15 protein-coding genes and 2 tRNA genes are annotated in these 17,159 nt (G+C 65.2%); 13 read left to right on the top strand and 4 right to left on the bottom strand.

What is annotated here, in order from left to right; all coding sequences use genetic code 11:
- The first annotated feature begins 79 nt into the window (after positions 1-79).
- Positions 80-3,289 carry an exodeoxyribonuclease V subunit gamma gene (recC, locus tag HQN78_RS15340; protein ID WP_235084743.1) on the top strand — a complete coding sequence of 1,070 codons (3,210 nt, stop codon included), beginning with the start codon at positions 80-82 and terminating at the stop codon, positions 3,287-3,289.
- Between the two features lie 16 nt (positions 3,290-3,305).
- On the opposite strand, the gene HQN78_RS15335 is transcribed toward recC, so the two are convergent.
- From HQN78_RS15335 to HQN78_RS15320, 4 genes are all read right to left on the bottom strand, one after another.
- Positions 3,306-4,127 (bottom strand): ABC transporter substrate-binding protein, encoded by an 822-nt coding sequence (locus HQN78_RS15335; RefSeq protein WP_235084740.1) that lies wholly within the window; start codon positions 4,125-4,127, stop codon positions 3,306-3,308.
- A 148-nt stretch (positions 4,128-4,275) separates the two neighbouring features.
- Positions 4,276-4,352 (bottom strand) — tRNA-Met (locus tag HQN78_RS15330).
- Positions 4,353-4,387: 35 nt separating this feature from the next.
- Positions 4,388-4,464, bottom strand: a tRNA-Met gene (locus tag HQN78_RS15325).
- A gap of 85 nt (positions 4,465-4,549) precedes the next feature.
- Entirely contained in the window at positions 4,550-5,701 is a 1,152-nt protein-coding gene (locus tag HQN78_RS15320; RefSeq protein ID WP_235084737.1) for a class I SAM-dependent methyltransferase, read from the bottom strand.
- A gap of 61 nt (positions 5,702-5,762) precedes the next feature.
- Between HQN78_RS15320 and HQN78_RS15315 the strand changes: the two genes are divergently transcribed.
- The 12 genes from HQN78_RS15315 to HQN78_RS15260 all read left to right on the top strand — a co-directional run bounded on the left by HQN78_RS15315 (position 5,763) and on the right by HQN78_RS15260 (position 17,060).
- Positions 5,763-6,311 carry a hypothetical protein gene (locus tag HQN78_RS15315; RefSeq protein ID WP_235084735.1) on the top strand — a complete coding sequence of 183 codons (549 nt, stop codon included), beginning with the start codon at positions 5,763-5,765 and terminating at the stop codon, positions 6,309-6,311.
- Between the two features lie 78 nt (positions 6,312-6,389).
- Entirely contained in the window at positions 6,390-7,151 is a 762-nt protein-coding gene (locus HQN78_RS15310) for a pteridine reductase (protein WP_235084733.1), read from the top strand.
- A gap of 91 nt (positions 7,152-7,242) precedes the next feature.
- Positions 7,243-8,217, top strand: a complete 975-nt coding sequence (gene ttcA, locus HQN78_RS15305; RefSeq protein ID WP_235084731.1) for a tRNA 2-thiocytidine(32) synthetase TtcA — start codon at positions 7,243-7,245, stop codon at positions 8,215-8,217.
- 46 nt (positions 8,218-8,263) lie between these two features.
- A complete protein-coding gene (locus HQN78_RS15300; protein ID WP_233246777.1) occupies positions 8,264-9,007 on the top strand; it encodes a polyamine aminopropyltransferase in 744 nt (247 codons plus the stop codon).
- A gap of 313 nt (positions 9,008-9,320) precedes the next feature.
- Positions 9,321-10,625 carry a nucleotide sugar dehydrogenase gene (locus tag HQN78_RS15295; RefSeq protein ID WP_235089832.1) on the top strand — a complete coding sequence of 435 codons (1,305 nt, stop codon included), beginning with the start codon at positions 9,321-9,323 and terminating at the stop codon, positions 10,623-10,625.
- 154 nt (positions 10,626-10,779) lie between these two features.
- Entirely contained in the window at positions 10,780-11,844 is a 1,065-nt protein-coding gene (locus HQN78_RS15290) for a Gfo/Idh/MocA family protein (RefSeq protein ID WP_107797990.1), read from the top strand.
- Positions 11,845-11,927: 83 nt separating this feature from the next.
- Complete coding sequence (locus HQN78_RS15285; RefSeq protein ID WP_107797991.1) at positions 11,928-12,299, top strand: GxxExxY protein; 372 nt, start codon at positions 11,928-11,930, stop codon at positions 12,297-12,299.
- Positions 12,300-12,358: 59 nt separating this feature from the next.
- Positions 12,359-12,934 (top strand): acyltransferase, encoded by a 576-nt coding sequence (locus HQN78_RS15280; RefSeq protein ID WP_235084728.1) that lies wholly within the window; start codon positions 12,359-12,361, stop codon positions 12,932-12,934.
- Positions 12,935-13,036: 102 nt separating this feature from the next.
- Positions 13,037-14,134 carry a DegT/DnrJ/EryC1/StrS aminotransferase family protein gene (locus tag HQN78_RS15275; protein WP_235084725.1) on the top strand — a complete coding sequence of 366 codons (1,098 nt, stop codon included), beginning with the start codon at positions 13,037-13,039 and terminating at the stop codon, positions 14,132-14,134.
- 4 nt (positions 14,135-14,138) lie between these two features.
- On the top strand, positions 14,139-15,407 hold the full coding sequence (locus HQN78_RS15270; RefSeq protein WP_235084721.1) for a lipopolysaccharide biosynthesis protein: 1,269 nt from the start codon (positions 14,139-14,141) through the stop codon (positions 15,405-15,407).
- On the top strand, positions 15,404-15,985 hold the full coding sequence (locus HQN78_RS15265; RefSeq protein WP_107797995.1) for an acyltransferase: 582 nt from the start codon (positions 15,404-15,406) through the stop codon (positions 15,983-15,985). Before HQN78_RS15270 ends, HQN78_RS15265 begins: the two co-directional genes overlap by 4 nt.
- Positions 15,978-17,060 carry a glycosyltransferase family 4 protein gene (locus HQN78_RS15260; protein ID WP_235084719.1) on the top strand — a complete coding sequence of 361 codons (1,083 nt, stop codon included), beginning with the start codon at positions 15,978-15,980 and terminating at the stop codon, positions 17,058-17,060. The genes HQN78_RS15265 and HQN78_RS15260 overlap by 8 nt, the downstream gene beginning before the upstream one ends.
- The last annotated feature ends 99 nt before the right edge of the window (positions 17,061-17,159 follow it).

Here is a 17,159-nt window from a genome sequence, read left to right as displayed (position 1 = left end):
CTGCCGCGCGCGGCGTATGCGGCCGATCCGGGCCGCGGATGCTACACTTGGGCTGATTTCACCTACCGCCTATCCCCGCATGCTGCTTCTTTACCAGTCCAACCGCTTGGAGCAATTGGGTCAGCTGTTTTGCGGCATGAGCCAGAGCCTGCCGCTGTCCGACTCGTTCGCGCCGGAAACCGTGATCGTGCAGAGCCGCGGCATGGGGCGCTGGATCACGCTGGACCTGGCCCGCAGCAACGGCGTGGCCGCCAATCTGGACTTCGTGCTGCCGGCCGCCTTCGCCTGGCGGCTGATGCAGCGGGTGATGCCGGATCTGCCGCGCAAATCCTCGTTCGCGCCGGAAGTGCTGTGCTGGCGGCTGATGGAGCTGCTGCCCACGCTGGAGGGCGAGCCTTTTCTCGCTTTGTCGCGCTATCTGGAGGGCGGCGAGGCCGCCTGTTTCGAGCTGGCCGGCAAGGTGGCCGACATCTTCGACCAATATCTGGTGTTCCGGCCGGATTGGATCCGCGCCTGGGAGGCCGGCCAGTTGCTGGGCCTGGGCGACGACGAGGCCTGGCAGGCCGCCTTGTGGCGGCGGCTGGCCGACAGCGATCCCAGCCGCCACCGCGTGCGCATGCTGGACGAGTTCTTCGCCGAACTCAGGGCCGAGCATCTGCCGGAGCGGGTGACGCTGTTCGGCATCGCCAGCTTGGCGCCGATGTATCTGGCCCTGGTCAAGCGCCTGTCCCAGCTTACCGACGTCTGCCTGTTCACCCTCAATCCCTGCGAAGCTTACTGGGGCGACATCGTCGACGCCCGCCGCAAGCTCAAGCTGCAGCAGAAGGGGGATTTGTTCGCCACCGAGGGCCATCCCTTGTTGGCCTCGCTGGGCAAGCAGGGCCGCGATTTCTTCGAACTGATCGCCGAAGACAGCGAGCTGGACGCGCGGCCCCTATTCGACATTCCCCGCGGCGACGCGCTGCTGGCGCGCTTGCAGCGCGACATCCTGCAATTGAACGATCCCAAGGACGCGCCGCGTCCGCTGGCGGCGGACGACGATTCGGTGCAGATCCACGCCGCCCACGGGCCGATGCGCGAACTGGAAGTATTGAAAGACCGCTTGCTGACGATGTTCCGCGAGGACCCCGGCCTCAATCCCGCCGACGTGGCCGTGCTGACCCCGGACATCAATAGCTACGCGCCTTATATCGACGCGGTGTTCGGCGCTCGTCCGCAGGAGGACGCGGCGCCGGACATTCCCTACAGCATCGCCGACCGCCGCATCGCGCGCGAAGAACCGCTGCTGGCCAGCTACGCGGCCTTGCTGGACCTGGCCGACTCCCGCTTCGCCGCCGATCAGGTGCTGGCCTTGTTGGACGCGCCGGCCTTGTTGCGCCGCTTCGGCCTGGACGACGCCGACGTGCCCTTTGTGCAGCAATGGGTGCGCGAGGCCGGCATCCGCTGGGGACGGGACGCCGCGCACAAGGCGGCGCTGGGTTTGCCGGCGGACCCGCTGTTCACCTGGCGTTGGGGCCTGGACCGGCTGTTGCTGGGTGCGGTGCTGCCGCCGGCCTTGGCCGGCGACGACAGCGGCCTGTACGCCGGCCTGCTGCCGCACAGCAGCGCTCAGGGCCAGTTGGCGGAAGCGCTGGGGCGCTTTTCCGCCTGCTATCGCGAACTGGAGCGCGTGGCGGAGGAGTGGGCGCGTCCGGCTGCTCCGGCCCTGTGGGCGGAGCGCTTGCAACAGGCTTGCGAGCGGCTGTTCGACGCGGACGCCGACGACGAGAAAGCGCTGGAGGTATTGCGCGCCGCGTTGGCGGAACTGGCGGAGGACGCCGCGCTGGCCGGCTTCGAGCAAGAGGTGGGCCTGCCGGCGGTGCGGGATTGGCTCAAACGCAAACTGACCCTGGCCTCGCCGCTGGGCTTTCTGTCCGGCGGCGTCACCTTCTGCGCGATGGTGCCGATGCGCTCCATTCCCTTCCGCGTGTTGTGCCTGATCGGCATGAACGACGGCGCTTATCCGCGCGACGAACGCCCGGTCAGCTTCGACCTGGTGGCGCGCCATCCGCGCCGCGGCGACCGCTCGCGCCGTTTCGACGACCGCTATCTCTTCCTGGAGGCCATTCTCTCCGCGCGGGAAAAGCTCTATCTGTCCTATGTGGGCCAGTCCGCCCGCAGCGGCGAAACCCTGCCGCCCTCGCCGCTGATCGCCGAATTGCTGGATTGCTTCTCCGCCATGTGCGGCCAGGATCTTGGCCGGGCGCTGACGGTGCGCCACCCGCTGCAGCCGTTCTCGCCCGCCGCCTACGACGGCGCGGACCCGCGGCTGGCCAGCTTCGAGCCCACTTTCGCCGCCGCCCTGTCGCAGCCGGAGGCCGCGCCGCGGCCGTTCGCCGAAGCCTTGCCGCCGGCGGCGCTCAGCGGCGTGGTCAATCTGCACGACTTCATCCGTTTCTGGCGCAATCCGGTGCGCGCCTGGCTGGCGGACCGGCTCGCCATCCGCCTGTTCGGCGGCGACGAGGAGCTGCCGGTGCGCGAGCCTTTCGCCGTGGACGGCGACGCCAGCCAGGCGGTGCGCAGGCAGTTGGTGGACGCCATGTTGCATCGCCGTCCGCAAGCGCCGGTGCGCGAGCGCGTCGCCGCCGCCGGCCTGCTGCCGCCGGCCGCGCTGGGCCGGGCCTGGCTGGTGGAGGAGGCGCGTTCCAGCGTCAAGCTGGCGGCGCGGCTGCCGGCCGCGCTGAGCCGGGACGTTCTGCCGCCGCAGCCAGTCCATCTGCATGCGGCCGGCCTCACCCTGGTGGGCGAGCTCACTGGGCTGCGCCCCGAAGGCCAGCTGGATTTCGTCGTCGGCAAGATCAACGCCGCCCAGCGCGTGGCCCTGTGGCTGAGCCATCTGATTCTGTGCGCGGCGCGGCCGCCGGGCGTGGTCTGCCGCACCGCCTGCTACGACGACACGGGCAGCCTGCTGCTGGAGGACGAGCCGGAGGCCTTGGCCTTGCTGGAGCCGTGGCTGGCGCGCTGGCGTCAGGGCCAGGACCAAGCCTTGCCCTGGTTCGGCCGCACCAGCTGGGCGTATGCCGAAGCTTTGGCAGCGGAGCCGGAGCGGCGCGACAAGGCGATGCGGAAAGCGCTGGAAAAATGGGACCCCGGCTTTGTCCGCGAAGGCGGCATGGCGCAAAAGGACGAGGCGGCGATCGCGCTGGCCTTCCGCAATCAACAGCCTCTGGACGATCCTCTGTTCGCGCAACTGGCGGAAACCCTGCTGTCGCCGCTGGCGGAGCGGCTGCAGGGCGGCGGCGCGGAGTGAGGCGGCCGGCGCCGGCTCATTCCTCCGGATACGGCGCTTCGAAGTAGCGCTGATACAGCGTCTGGATCGAGCCGTCGCGCCGCATGCCGGTCAGGGCCTGCTGGAAGGCGTCCACTACCGGCTGCGGCACGCTGCTTTTGCTGAAGATGAAATAAGCGCCGCCGATATTCCAGACCGGCGCGAGCGGTACGATCTCCGCTTCCGCCGGCTGGGCCTGCAGCGCCGTGCGCATGGTGATGCTATTGGCCAGCAGCAGGTCCAGCCTCCTTGCCCGCAGTTTTTGGATATTGATGTCCTGAGTCGGCCCGCTGTCCACGCTGACACTTGGCGGCGGGAGTTTCAGCCAAGCGTCGATAATGGTTCCGTAGCTGTCGCCGCGGGTGACGCCGAGCACCAGCTTGCCATATTTGTCCAGATCGGCCAGGCGGTGTATCGGCCAGCGTGCGGCGTTGCTGCTAAGGCTCCAGATCCGCACCGTGGTTGGGTTGTAGGCCCAGACAAAGTGGGCAAACTGCTCGCGCTCGGGGGTTTTCAGCGCGTTCATAGCCATGTCCACTTGCCCATTTTTCAAGTTCAGCAAATTACGGGCCCAGGGCATTTGCTGGTAGTTGAGAGGGCAGCCGGCGCGGCGCGCGGCCTCGTTGAGCACGGCGATGGAATAGCCGTCCAGCTGTTGGTGCGCGGACTGGTAATGGTAAGGAGGCCTGGTGTCCCAGCCTACGCTCAATTCCCGGTTACAGGCGCCGACGACCGGCGGAGACGAAGCTTGACCCGGGCCGGCATACAGTGCTGCGGCGCAGATCAGGCCGTGGACGGCGAGGCGGAAAAGTCGGCGCATGAGGAGGCTCCGGCGGGGGATGCTTTACTATAGCCGGGCGGAGGCTGGGGATAACTTCGCGTAGCCGTGCGGATCTGTGGATAAACGGGAAGGGGCCGAAGGCGGCGGGAATGCGAAAAGGGTCAGCTTGCGCTGACCCTTTTCATTTTGGTGGCGAATCAGGGACTCGAACCCCGGACCTGCGGATTATGATTCCGTCGCTCTAACCGACTGAGCTAATTCGCCGTGAAGACTTGTCGAAAACAACTCTTCGCAAACTGTGGTGGCGAATCAGGGACTCGAACCCCGGACCTGCGGATTATGATTCCGTCGCTCTAACCGACTGAGCTAATTCGCCACGTTTTTCGATGCACGAGTGCACCGAGACGCGAAATATACGCAGCCGAAAGCCGGCTGTCAACAAGATTCTCGCGGCCGCCGGCTTACAGGGTGTAGCAGCGGTCGCCGCGCAGGAAACCGCTCCAGTCTATGCTTACCCCCTTGCCGAAGCCTATGGCCTTGAACAACTCGCCCATTTCCGACGGCGACAGCAGCTTCTGCACCGCGGCGGCCTGCGGCAGATAGCCGGCGGCGTCGGCCGGGTCCAGCTGCTCCAGCAACTGGGTGATGCCGGCGTTGATCAGGAATTGAGCCTGGGTGGTGTAGCCGATCAGGTCCAGGCCGGCGTCTATGCCGGCCTGGGCCACCGTGCTGAAATCGACGTGGCAGGTCAAGTCCATCAGGCCGGGCAGGAAGAAGGGGTCGTCCACGGTGTGGTGGCGGTAATGACCGATCAGCGTGCCCATATGGCGCTGCGGGTGATAGTACTCGGCGGCGGGGAAGCCGTAGTCCAGCAGCAGCACGGCGCCGCGATCCAGTTTTTGCGCCAGGGTGTGGAGGAAGCCGATATTGGCCGGGCTGATTTCGGAAACATAGTCGTCGTGCCGCGGCTGGATGGCCTGGGCCAGTTGCAGCAGCCGCGGGTCCTGAATGGCGCGGTCTTCCCAGACGAAGCGCTCGCCGTCCAGCGCCACGCCGCGCCGTTGGGCTTCGGGGGTCCAGCGGATCAGCTCGCAGGGCATGGCGTCCAGCACTTCGTTGCCGATGATCACGCCGTCCAGCCGCTCCGGCAGCTGGCTCAGCCACTGCACGCGCTCGGCCAGTTGCGGCAGCGCCTGGCGGATATTGCTTTGCTGGCGTTCGATCAGGTCTGGCGACAGATCGACGATGCAATAGCGTTCCGGCAGCGCGTCCAGCGCTTGCAGTTCGCTGAGAATGTCGATGGCCAGCTTGCCGGTGCCGGCGCCGAACTCATAGACCACATTGGCGGTTTGCGGCAGCAGTTCCGCCAGCTGGCGCGCCAGCGCGCGGCCGAACAAGGCGCTCATTTCCGGCGCGGTGGTGAAGTCGCCGGCCGCGCCCAGTTTGCGGCTGCCGGCGGCGTAATAGCCCAGGCCGGGCGCGTACAGCGCCAGCTCCATGTAGCGGGAGAACGGCATCCAGCCGCCCTGCTGGCGGATTTCCGCCTGAATGGCGTGGACAAGGCTTTGGCTGGTGGCCAGCGCGTCGGCGCTGGCGGCGGGTAAGGTGGTCATGGCGGTCATCCTGCTACAATGTGCCGCGATTGTGGTGGAAACTGAGGGACAGGAGAAGAGGGTGAGCGGATTTTACCGTTGGATGGCCGGCTGCGCGGGCGGCCTGTTGCTGGGGCCGGCGCTGGCGGTGCCGCAGTGGGCGGTGTCGAAGCCGTATCCGGACAATCCTTTGCAAGTGGCCAGCCTGGACGGCGAGGCGACGGTGGGACGCAGCCGCTTTCCGGCGCGTTTGGACGTGGCTTGCCGCGCGGACAGCCCGCCCTTGCGGCTGTCCTTGCACGTGTCGGATCAATTGGGCGGCTGGGACGTGCGTCCGTACGAGGGGCCGGGCGGCCTGGGCGAGCGGCGCAAGCTCAAGCTGAACCTGGCCGGTTTGCGCCGCGGCGTGGACAGTCATTTCGCCGGCTGGTACGAGGAGAGCGGCCGCTTCGTGTTCGAGTGGCCGTCGCGGGGCGAGTTCTTCGCCTGGCAGTCCGCCGCGCACAAGGAACTGCTGGTGACGATAGACGGCGCCAGCCGCAAGCACGGCAAGCTGGTGGCGCGTTTCGTCTTGCCGCCGTCCAGCCAGGCGGCCTTGGCGGCGGCCCAGCCGTGCATGGGCAAGAAATAGAGCGCGCGGCCGGCGTCATCGCGGCGTAAGGCGCGTGTGGGAGCCTGCGGCGGCGGGCGAAGATTCAGAGGAGCGGAAATGGCGGATCAGGGGACGACAGGAGAGCAGCGGGTGGCGCTGATCAGCGGCGCGGCGCGGCGCGTGGGCGCGGGCATCGCCCGGCATTTGCACGCGCGGGGCCTGCGGGTGGTGTTGCACTATCGCGGTTCGCGCGGCGAGGCGGAGGCCTTGGCGGCGGAACTGAACGCGGCGCGGTCGGATTCCGCGCGCTTGCTGCAGGGCGATTTGCTGGACACGGCGGCGTTGCCGGCGCTGGCGGCGCGGGCGGTGGCGGCGTTCGGCCGGCTGGACGGCCTGGTCAACAACGCGTCCAGCTTCTTCCCCACCGAGGTGGGTCGGATCGACGAGGCGGCCTGGCACGATCTGATGGGCAGCAATCTGAAGGCGCCGCTATTCCTGTCCCAGGCGCTGGCGCCTGAGCTGGCCAAGCGTCGCGGCGCCATTGTCGGCATCGCCGACATCCACGTGGAGCGGCCGATGGCCCGCCATGTGGTGTACAACCTGGCCAAGGCCGGCCACGCGCAGCTGATCCGCAGCCTGGCGATAGAGCTGGCGCCGGCGGTGCGGGTCAACGGGGTCTCGCCCGGAGTGAATCTGTGGCCGGAGGACGACGCGTCATTCGACGCGGCGGAGCGCGCGGCGATCGAGGCCAGCATTCCCTTGCGCCGCACCGGAGTGCCGGAGGACATCGCCCGGGCGGTGGCCTTTCTGCTGCTGGACGCCGGCTACGTCACCGGTCAGATTCTGGCGGTGGACGGCGGCCGCAGCGTGGTGTTGTAGCCGCTGCGCGCGCGCGCCTTGTTCGCCGTCGTGGATTTCGCCGCGGAAAAAAAGTAAAATCGCCTGTTTTTCAATTTCTTAGCCGTACTCCATGTCCGAAGCAAGCAGCGTCCTCGACGACAAGGCCAAAAAGGCCGTGTTTGAAGGCAATAAACTGGCCAAGCGCCTGCGCCACCATGTGGGTGACGCCATCAATGACTTCAATATGATAGAAGAGGGCGACCGCGTGATGGTCTGCCTGTCCGGCGGCAAGGACAGCTACACCTTGCTGGACATTCTGCGCGGCTTGCAGAAGTCCGCGCCTATCGATTTCTCCATCGTGGCGGTCAATCTGGACCAGAAACAGCCGGGCTTCCCCGAGCACGTGCTGCCGGAATACCTGGATTCCATCGGCGTCGAATACCGCATCGTCGAAGAAGACACCTATTCCATCGTCAAGCGCCTGGTGCCGGAAGGCAAGACCACTTGCAGCCTGTGTTCGCGGCTGCGCCGCGGCATTCTCTACCGCGTGGCCGACGAACTGGGCGCGACCAAGATCGCGCTGGGCCACCACCGCGACGACATTCTGCACACCCTGTTCCTGAATATGTTCTACGGCGGCAAGCTGAAGTCCATGCCGCCCAAGCTGGTGTCCGACGACGGCCGCCACATGGTGATACGCCCGCTGGCTTACTGCCGCGAAAAGGATATCGAGCGCTACGCCGCGCTGCGCGAATTCCCCATCATTCCTTGCAATCTGTGCGGCTCGCAACCCAATTTGCAGCGCCAGGTGGTCAAGGACATGGTCAATGACTGGGACCGCCGCTTCCCCGGCCGTTTGGAGAGCATGTTCCGCGCGTTGCAGAACGTGGTGCCGTCCCATCTGGCCGACACCGGCCTGTTCGACTTCGCCGGCCTGAAGACCGGCGACGCGCCGTTCGAGGACGGCGACACCGCTTTCGACAAAGAAGAATTCCGCGATCCGCCGCCGCAGGACGACGAGGCCGACGCGGCGCCGAAGAAACGCACCATCAGCATTCTGGATTCGCGCAAACCGGCGGGAGAGGACTCGGGCTGTGGCGCGTAGGGCCTTGCATCCGTTCCGCCGCCGCGTGCGCCCCGCGGTGGAGGAAATGCCGGAGGTGGAGATCTCGGAGGCGGACAATATCCGTTCTTTGCACCTGGGCTCGGAAACGATACAGAGTTCCATGGATCTGGACGACCCGGCCGACCTGGTGCTCAGTTACAGCCGGGCGATGATGGGTTTTCTGCTGTGGAACGACGCGCCGCAGCATATTTTGCAGATCGGCCTGGGCGGCGGCTCCTTCGCCCGCTTCATCGATGAATACCTGCCGGACGCGGTCAGCGTGGCGGTGGACATCAATCCGCAGGTGATCGCGGTGGCGCGCGCCTTTTTCCAGCTGCCGGAGGAGGGCGATTTCTTCGAGATCGTCGAGGCCGACGGCGCCGATTACGTGAAGATCTTCCGCGGCTCCACCGACGCCATCCTGGTGGACGGCTTCGACGGCCTGCAGATCGTCGACGCGCTGACCACCGAGGACTTTTTCGAGGACTGCAAGCGCGCGCTCAGCCCCAAGGGCGTGTTCGTCACCAATTGGTGGAGCGGGGACAAGCGTTATCAGTCCTTCATCGAGCGCCTGTTGAACGTGTTCGAGGGCCGGGTGTTGGAACTGCCGGCGGCCAGCCACGGCAATGTGGCGGTGATGGCTTTCCGCCAGAGCCCGACGCTGACGCAGTGGGAGGCCTTGAAAAAACGGGCCGACGAACTGGAGGGGCGCTTCGGTCTGGAGTTCGTCGATTTCGTCAGCCGTTTGAAAATGACCAATCAGCACACGGCGGGGCATTTACTGGTCTGAAGCGGGGCGTCTGCGTACATTTGCTTACCCAATGACGCGCGGGAAGAGGCGTATAATGCCGGCATTACGGCCACGCCGGCTTGGGACGGATGGCGCGCTGCGCGAAACGAGTTCGGATGCAGAGAGCTCTGAGGCAGATCAGTACGGACAGAAACGGAAAACGGCAAGCTGGCTTGCCGTTGAATGAACTTTATGGCGGTGGACCGGACAGTTTAGGACAGGCGCGGCGCGGGCGATTTCGCTTCCGCGCCGCTCGTTCTGAATGTCCGGTCCGCCGCTATCGTATTTACATACTGTTGGGACTTACACCGTGATCAAGCAGCAACTGCTCAATCGGATTGCAGACAAATCCGCCGTCATCGGCATCGTGGGCCTGGGCTATGTCGGCCTGCCGCTGATGCTGCGTTTCGCTGAAGTCGGCTACAAAGTGCTGGGCTTCGACATCGACCAGGGCAAGGTGGACGCCCTGATGGCCGGCCAAAGCTATATCGAACATATCTCCGCCGACAGCATCGCCACCGCGCTGGAGCGCGGCTTCGAGGCTACCACCGACTTCAGCCGCGTGCCGGAAGCCGATACCCTGATTCTGTGCGTGCCGACGCCGCTGAACAAATACCGCGAGCCGGACCTGTCCTTCGTGCTGGACACCATGGACAGCCTCGTGCCCTATCTGCGCGAAGGTCAGCTGGTGTCGCTGGAGTCCACCACCTATCCGGGCACCACCGATGAAGAACTGCTGCCGCGCATGGAGTCGCGCGGCCTGAAGGTGGGCGACAACGCCTTCCTGGTGTTCTCGCCGGAGCGCGAAGATCCGGGCAACCCCAACTTCACCACCCGCACCATTCCCAAGGTGTGCGGCGGCGTGACCCCGGCCTGCCAGGAAATCGGCGTGGCGTTGTACAGCGCGGTGATCGACAAGGTGGTGCCGGTGTCCTCCACCCGCGCCGCGGAAATGACCAAGCTGCTGGAAAACATCCACCGCGCGGTGAACATCGGCCTGGTCAATGAGATGAAGATCGTCGCCGACAAGATGGGCATCGACATCCACGAAGTGATCCGCGCCGCGGCCACCAAGCCTTTCGGCTTCGTGCCCTATTATCCGGGCCCGGGCCTGGGCGGCCATTGCATTCCGATCGACCCGTTCTACCTGACCTGGAAAGCGCGCGAATACGGGGTCAACACCCGCTTCATCGAGCTGGCCGGCGAAGTGAACAGCAATATGCCGGACTACGTGGTGTCCAAAGTGGCCGCCGCGCTGAACCTGCGCAAGAAGGCGATCAACGGCAGCCGCGTGCTGGTGTTGGGCATCGCCTATAAGAAGAACGTCGACGATATGCGCGAAAGCCCGTCGGTGTTCCTGATGGAAAAGCTGCGCGATCTGGGCGCGGAAGTGGCTTACAGCGATCCGCACGTGCCGGTGTTCCCCAAGATGCGCGAGCACCGTTTCGAGCTGTCCAGCGTGGCGCTGAGCAATGAAGCCATCGCCGGCTACGACTGCGTGCTGCTGGCCACCGACCACGACAAGTTCGACTACGCGCAGATCAAGGCGCACGCGCAGCTGGTGGTGGATAGCCGGGGCAAGTATCTGGAGTCGGCGGACAATATCGTCAAGGCCTGATTGTTTTTAGCCACGGAAGCACACGGAAAAACACGGACAAAGCCGGAACCTGCAAATCACGGTGACTTGAGGGCACTCTCGTATCTTGGGTATTTGGGGGTTTCCGTGTTGTTCCGTGTGCTTCCGTGGCTCACTGAATTTAGGGTTTAAACTCATGCACACTCTGCACCTTCCCCCGATTACCGACCGCAAGATCCGCTTTGCGCTGGTGGGCTGCGGCCGCATCGCCCAGAACCACTTCGGCGCGCTGGAAAAGCACGCCGACCGCGCCGAGCTGGTGGATGTCTGCGACATCGACCCGGCCGCCTTGAAGGCGGCGGTGGAGCGCACCGGCGCGCGCGGCCACGCCAATCTGGCCGACATGCTGGCCAAGTCCGACGCGGACATCGTGATCCTGACTTCTCCGTCCGGCCTGCATCCCAGCCAGAGCATCGCCTGCTCGGAAGCCGGTTTCCACGTGATGACGGAAAAGCCGATGGCCACCCGCTGGGAAGACGGCCTGGAAATGGTCAAAGCCGCCGACCGCGCCAACAAGCATCTGTTCGTGGTCAAGCAAAACCGCCGCAACGCCACCTTGCAGCTCCTGAAGCGGGCAATGCAGGAGAAGCGCTTCGGCCGCGTCTACATGGTCAACGTCAATGTGTTCTGGACCCGTCCGCAGGAGTATTACGACGCGGCCGGCTGGCGCGGTACCTGGGAGTTCGACGGCGGCGCCTTCATGAACCAGGCCAGCCATTACGTGGATCTGCTGGACTGGCTGATCGGCCCGGTGGAAAGCGTGCAGGCCTACACCGCGACGCTGGCGCGCAATATCGAGGTGGAGGACACCGGCACCGTCAGCGTCAAATGGCGCAGCGGCGCGCTGGGCAGCATGAACGTGACCATGCTGACTTACCCGAAGAACCTGGAAGGCAGCATCACCATCCTGGGCGAGAAGGGCTCGGTGCGCGTCGGCGGCATGGCCGTCAACGAAATCCAGCACTGGGAGTTTTCCGAGCCGCACGCGATGGACGAGGACATCAAGCAGGCCAGCTACGCCACCACCAGCGTTTACGGTTTCGGCCACCCGCTGTACTACGACAATGTGATCAAGACCATGCGCGGCGAAGCCGAGCCGGAGACCGACGGCCGCGAAGGGCTGAAGTCGCTGGAGTTGTTGATCGCGATGTATCTGTCCGCCCGCGATGGCCGCCGCGTCAGCCTGCCGCTGGATTATTGAGTTATTTTTAGCCACGGAAGCACACGGAAAAACACGGAAAACGCAGCTTCTGCATAGCTAAAAACACGGAAGGGAAGCGCGCAATGTCGCCTCTAATCGATGAGGATCTGACGTATCGTATCCAGGGCTGTGTTTTTGAGGTTTTCCGTCAGCTGGGCCACGGCTACCTGGAAAAAGTGTATGAGAATGCTTTGTTGCAGGAGTTGAATAGCGCGGGCTTGGCTACCCGGTCGCAGGTCCCGCTATTGGTGCGTTATAAAGGGCAGGTGGTCGGAGAGTACTGTGTTGATTTGCTGGTTGAAGAGCGCGTTGTATTGGAGTTGAAAGCGCAGGAAAAGCTGGCCGCCATTCATGAGGCTCAATTGTTGAACTATATGAGGACTAGCGGTTTGAGACTGGGTCTGTTGATTAATTTTTGGCACCCCAAGGCCGAGGTCAGGCGCTTTGTCTTGTAGTTGACCTATTCCGTGTCTTTCCGTGTGGTTCCGTGGCTAAACTAAAGGTTTTAATTAAGATGCATCCTATCATCCACCCCAGCGCCATCGTCGACGACGGCGCGCAGATCGGCGAGAACACCCGCGTCTGGCACTGGGTTCATATTTGCGGCGGCGCGCAGATCGGCGCCGGCTGTTCCTTCGGCCAGAACGTGTTCGTCGGCAACGACGTGCTGATCGGCGACAACGTCAAGGTGCAGAACAATGTGTCCATCTACGACGCGGTGACGCTGGAGGACGACGTGTTCTGCGGCCCGTCGATGGTGTTCACCAATGTCAACAATCCGCGCAGCCACGTTGCGCGCAAGCATGAATACCGCCGCACCCTGGTGAAAAAAGGCGCGTCCATCGGGGCCAACGCCACCGTGGTGTGCGGCCACACCATAGGCGAGTACGCGTTTATCGGCGCCGGCGCCGTGGTGACCCGCGACGTGCCGGCCTACGCGCTGATGGTGGGCACGCCGGCCAAGCGCATTGGCTGGATGTGTTCCTGCGGCGAACGGCTGGCCAACGATATCGGCACCCATAGCTGCCCGGCCTGCGCCAAGCATTACGAGGTGGGCGGCAATCACTGCTCGCCGCTCAAGAACGACTGACAAGCCCCCTGATGCGGCCTGGCTTCAGGGCGCTTCTCCGTCGTTCCGCGTGTCGCTATATGGGCGATATCTTTCAAAAATTGATTTGGGGTTGATCCTCTTATGTCCATCCAGTTCATTGATCTGAAAGCGCAATACCAGCACCTGAAAGCCGATATCGACGCCCGCATCCACGCGGTGCTGGACCATGGCCAGTACATCATGGGGCCGGAAGTGAAGGAGGTGGAGCAGGGGCTGGCGGAATACACCGGCGCCAAGCACGCCATCGGCGTTTGCGACGGCACCAAGGCGCTGCTGATCGCGATGATGGCTCTGGACATCGGCCCCGGCGACGAGGTGATCACCACCCCGTTCACCTTCATCGCCACCGGCGAGATGATCGCGCTGCTGGGGGCCAAGCCGGTGTTCGTCGACATCGACCCGATCAGCTACAACCTGGACCCGGCGCTGCTGGAAGCGGCGATCACGCCGCGCACCCGCGCCATCATGCCGGTGAGCCTGTACGGCCAGTGCGCCGATTTCGACGCCATCAACGCCATCGCCGCCAAGCACGGCATCGCGGTGATCGAGGACGGCGCGCAGAGCTTCGGCGCCGGCCAGCGCGGCAAGAAGTCCGGCAATCTGTCCACCATAGGCTGCACCAGCTTCTTCCCGAGCAAGCCCCTGGGTTGCTACGGCGACGGCGGCGCCTGCTTCACCAACGACGACGCGCTGGCCAAGAAAATGCGCGAGATCCGCGTGCACGGCCAGGATCGCCGCTATCACCATCCCGTCATCGGCCTCAACGGCCGGCTGGACACGATACAGGCGGCGGTGTTGCTGGCCAAGCTGCCGAGCTTCGCCGACGAAGTGGCGGCGCGCGAACGCATCGGCGCGCGCTACAGCGCGCTGCTGCGCGAGGTGGCGCGGGTGCCGGTGATCGCCGAGGGCAACAGCCATGTCTACGCGCAGTACACTATCGAGGTGGACGATCGCGAGGCGGTGCAGGCCAAGCTGAAAGAACTGGGCGTGCCCACCGCGGTGCATTACCCGATTCCGCTGCATCTGCAGCCGGCCTTCGCGCATCTGAACCTGCCCGAGGGCAGTTTCCCGCTGTCCGAGGCCGCCGGCCGCCGCGTGATGAGCCTGCCCATGCACCCCTTCCTGGACGAGGCGACGCAAGACGCCATTGTCGCCGCGGTCAAGCAGGCTCTGGCCTGAGCGCATGGGCCTGTTGCTGTCCCGCCTGCCCAAGAGCGGCTTCATCCGCCACATCGTCACCCTGATCACCGGGGCGGCGGTGGCGCAGGTGATTCCGCTGTTGGTGTCGCCCCTGATCACCCGCCTGTACAACCCGCACGAGGTGGGGGTGCAGGCGGTCTACGTCTCCTGGCTGTCCACGCTGGCGGTGCTGGCCACCGCCCGTTACGAGATGGCCATCGTGCTGCCGGCCGAGGAGAGGCGGGCCGGCAATCTGATGGGCCTGTCCATCGCCTGCGCGCTGGCCTTGTCCTTGTTGGTGGGCGTGGCGGTGGCCTTCGACGGCCATGCCCATATCGCCCGCCATCTGGGCGCGCCGGAGCTGGAGCCCTGGCTGCTGCTGCTGCCGCTGTCCGTCGCGCTGGCGGGCTTGATGCAAGCCTGGACCAACTGGAACAACCGCCACCGCCGCTACCAGGCCAACGCCAACGGCCGCATGCTGCAGTCGCTGAGCATGGCGGCCACCCAGGTCGGCTTGGGTTGGGCGGGGGCGGGCGCCGCCGGCCTGATCCTGGGCCAGCTGGCCGGCCAGTTCGGCTCTTTGCTGGCGCAAACCTGGCAGGACCTCAAGGGCCGCTTCGCCTGGCGTCACGAACTCAGCCGCGCCGGCATGCGCGAGGTGGCGCGCGCTTATATCGAGTTTCCCAAGATCAACGCGCCGCACGCCTTGAGCACCGCCTTGCTGGATTCGGCGACGCTGGTGGCGCTGACCATGCTGGCCGGCACCGCCTCGGTGGGCTTTTACGGCCTGATGATGCGGGTGCTGAAGCTGCCGGCGGCCCTGATCGGCCAGGCCGTGGCGCAAGTGGCCTACCGCGAGCTGGCCGACGCCCGTAATCAAGGGCAGCCGCTGCGCCCGATTTTGCGCAAGATGATGCTGACTTTGAGCGGCATGGCCTTGCTGCCCTTCCTGGTGATACAACTGGCCGGGGAACCCCTGTTCTCGCTGGTATTCGGCCAGAACTGGGCCACCGCCGGCCGCTACGCGGAGGCGATGTCGCTCTACATCCTGTTCCACTTCGTCGCCTCGCCGTTGGGCATGGTGCCGCCGGTGATCAACCGCCAGCGTCAGGCCTTCCTGTGGTCCTTGCTGCAGGCCCTGTTGTTCCTGGGCACGATGTGGGCGGGTTTTTCGCTGTGGAACGACGCGGTGCCCACCTTCCAACTGGTGTCGGTGGTGATGGCCGCTTATTTCCTGGCTTATTTTGCATGGCTTTACAAGGCAGCCCGATGAATTGGCACGCTCTATTCAGCCGCATCCGTTTCCGCCTGTCGGCGTGGGTGCAGCCCAGAATGGTGTATGGATTCACCCGCGGCGACGGGGTGTTCCTCAAACGCACCCGGGTGTCCAACATGACCCGAATCGAACATGTCGGCAAGCTGATGGTGGACGACAACGTCTACATCGGCCATTTCAATCTGATCGACGCCTCCGGCGGGCTTTACATCGGCGAAGGTTGTCAGATCACCAACTACGTGTCGCTGCTGACCCACTCCAGTCATGTGGCCATTCGCCTGTACGGCGACCGCTACCTGGAGAGCAACAATCACGTCGGCTATCTGAAAAAGCCCACCAAGCTGGGTCCGTACAGCTTCGTCGGCCCGCACTCGGTGCTGATGCCGGGCGTGGAGCTGGGCAAGGGCAGCATGGTGTCGGCTTACAGCTATGTGCCGGCCGGCGTGTATCCCGATTTCGCCATCCTGTCCGGCAATCCGGCGCGGGTGGTGGGCGATACCCGGGAGATGGACGCCAAGTGGCTGGACGAACATCCCGAGCTGCTGGCCTTGTACGAGGCCTGGGCGCATGACTGAGCCGGTGAGGGACAAGATCGCCAGCGTCGCGGTGCTGGCTTCCGCCTCGGTGCACACCTGGCGTTTCCTGCGCGGCATCGCGCCGCATGTGGACCAGCTCTACCTGGCCTGCAACGGCGAGGTTCCGGCCGACGTGGCCCCCTTGCTGGCCGGCAGCCTGCGCGTGGATTTCCGTCTGGCGGCGCTGGGCACGGTGTCGCGTCTGCGCGCCTGGCTGCGCGAAACGCGGCCGCAGCTGCTGCACATCCATCAGGCCAATAGCGTGGCCTGGCACGGCAGCCGCGCCGCGGTCAGCCTGGACTTGCCCATGGTGCTGACCGCCTGGGGCTCCGACGTGCTCTTGCTGCCGGAGCGCAGCCGGCTGATGCGGGCGATGGTGCGCGCCAATCTGGCCGCCGCCGACGCGATCACCTCGGATTCGCTGCACATGGCGGCGAAAATCCGCGAGCTGGCCGGCGAGGGCTGCCGCATCCGCCTGCTCAATTACGGCATGGACGCCATGCCGGAGCCGGCGGCCAGCGCGGACAAGGGCAAGAGGGTGCTGTCCTGCCGGCTGCACAAGCCGCTCTATCGCATCGACGCCATTCTGCGCGCCTGGCAGAGCGTGGAGCTGTGTGAGCGTTTCGGCGATTGGCGCCTGACCGTGGCCGCCAGCGGCAGCGAGACCGAGGCCCTGAAGCGCCTGGCCGCCGAGCTGAGCCTGAGCCGCGTGGACTTCGCCGGCTTCGTCGACAGCGCGACCCTGGGGCGGATGTACGCCGAATCCCGGGTCTTCGTCAGCGTGCCGCGTTCGGACGCCACCAGCGTCAGCCTGCTGGAGGCGATGGGCCACGGCTGCCTGCCCTTATTGTCCAATCTGCCGGCCAACGGCGAATGGGTGATCGACGGCCTCAACGGCGTGATCGCCGAGGACGTCGGGCGTTTGGGCGAGGAACTGCTGCGCGCGATGGAACTGGCCGGCGAGGATGCGCGGCTGGACGAAATCGCCGCGCTCAACCGCCGGCTGGTGGCGGACAAGGGTTTGCATCAGCCGAATATGGCCGGCTTCGCCCAGTTGTACCGGGAGCTGATTTAAGGAATGAATTTAGCCGCGGAAGCACATGGAAAGACAGGGACCAAACGGCATCGCCATCTCCAGGCCATGCTGGCCTTGCCGCAGGCAGGATGCGATGTA

It is taken from the genome of Chromobacterium sp. Beijing (assembly GCF_021496765.1).
Taxonomy (GTDB): Bacteria; Pseudomonadota; Gammaproteobacteria; order Burkholderiales; family Chromobacteriaceae; genus Chromobacterium.
This window is presented reverse-complemented; position numbering and strand designations above follow the sequence as displayed.

Bases quoted from the DNA above. Each gene is read 5' to 3' on its own strand.
- HQN78_RS15270 (WP_235084721.1), top strand. From the start codon at position 14,139: ATGGGCCTGTTGCTGTCCCGCCTGCCCAAGAGCGGCTTCATCCGCCAC.
- ttcA (WP_235084731.1), top strand. From the start codon at position 7,243: ATGTCCGAAGCAAGCAGCGTCCTCGACGACAAGGCCAAAAAGGCCGTG.
- HQN78_RS15285 (WP_107797991.1), top strand. From the start codon at position 11,928: ATGTCGCCTCTAATCGATGAGGATCTGACGTATCGTATCCAGGGCTGT.
- HQN78_RS15265 (WP_107797995.1), top strand. From the start codon at position 15,404: ATGAATTGGCACGCTCTATTCAGCCGCATCCGTTTCCGCCTGTCGGCG.
- HQN78_RS15290 (WP_107797990.1), top strand. From the start codon at position 10,780: ATGCACACTCTGCACCTTCCCCCGATTACCGACCGCAAGATCCGCTTT.
- HQN78_RS15300 (WP_233246777.1), top strand. From the start codon at position 8,264: ATGCCGGAGGTGGAGATCTCGGAGGCGGACAATATCCGTTCTTTGCAC.
- HQN78_RS15320 (WP_235084737.1), bottom strand. From the start codon at position 5,701: ATGACCACCTTACCCGCCGCCAGCGCCGACGCGCTGGCCACCAGCCAA.
- HQN78_RS15280 (WP_235084728.1), top strand. From the start codon at position 12,359: ATGCATCCTATCATCCACCCCAGCGCCATCGTCGACGACGGCGCGCAG.
- HQN78_RS15310 (WP_235084733.1), top strand. From the start codon at position 6,390: ATGGCGGATCAGGGGACGACAGGAGAGCAGCGGGTGGCGCTGATCAGC.
- recC (WP_235084743.1), top strand. From the start codon at position 80: ATGCTGCTTCTTTACCAGTCCAACCGCTTGGAGCAATTGGGTCAGCTG.
- HQN78_RS15335 (WP_235084740.1), bottom strand. From the start codon at position 4,127: ATGCGCCGACTTTTCCGCCTCGCCGTCCACGGCCTGATCTGCGCCGCA.
- HQN78_RS15260 (WP_235084719.1), top strand. From the start codon at position 15,978: ATGACTGAGCCGGTGAGGGACAAGATCGCCAGCGTCGCGGTGCTGGCT.
- HQN78_RS15275 (WP_235084725.1), top strand. From the start codon at position 13,037: ATGTCCATCCAGTTCATTGATCTGAAAGCGCAATACCAGCACCTGAAA.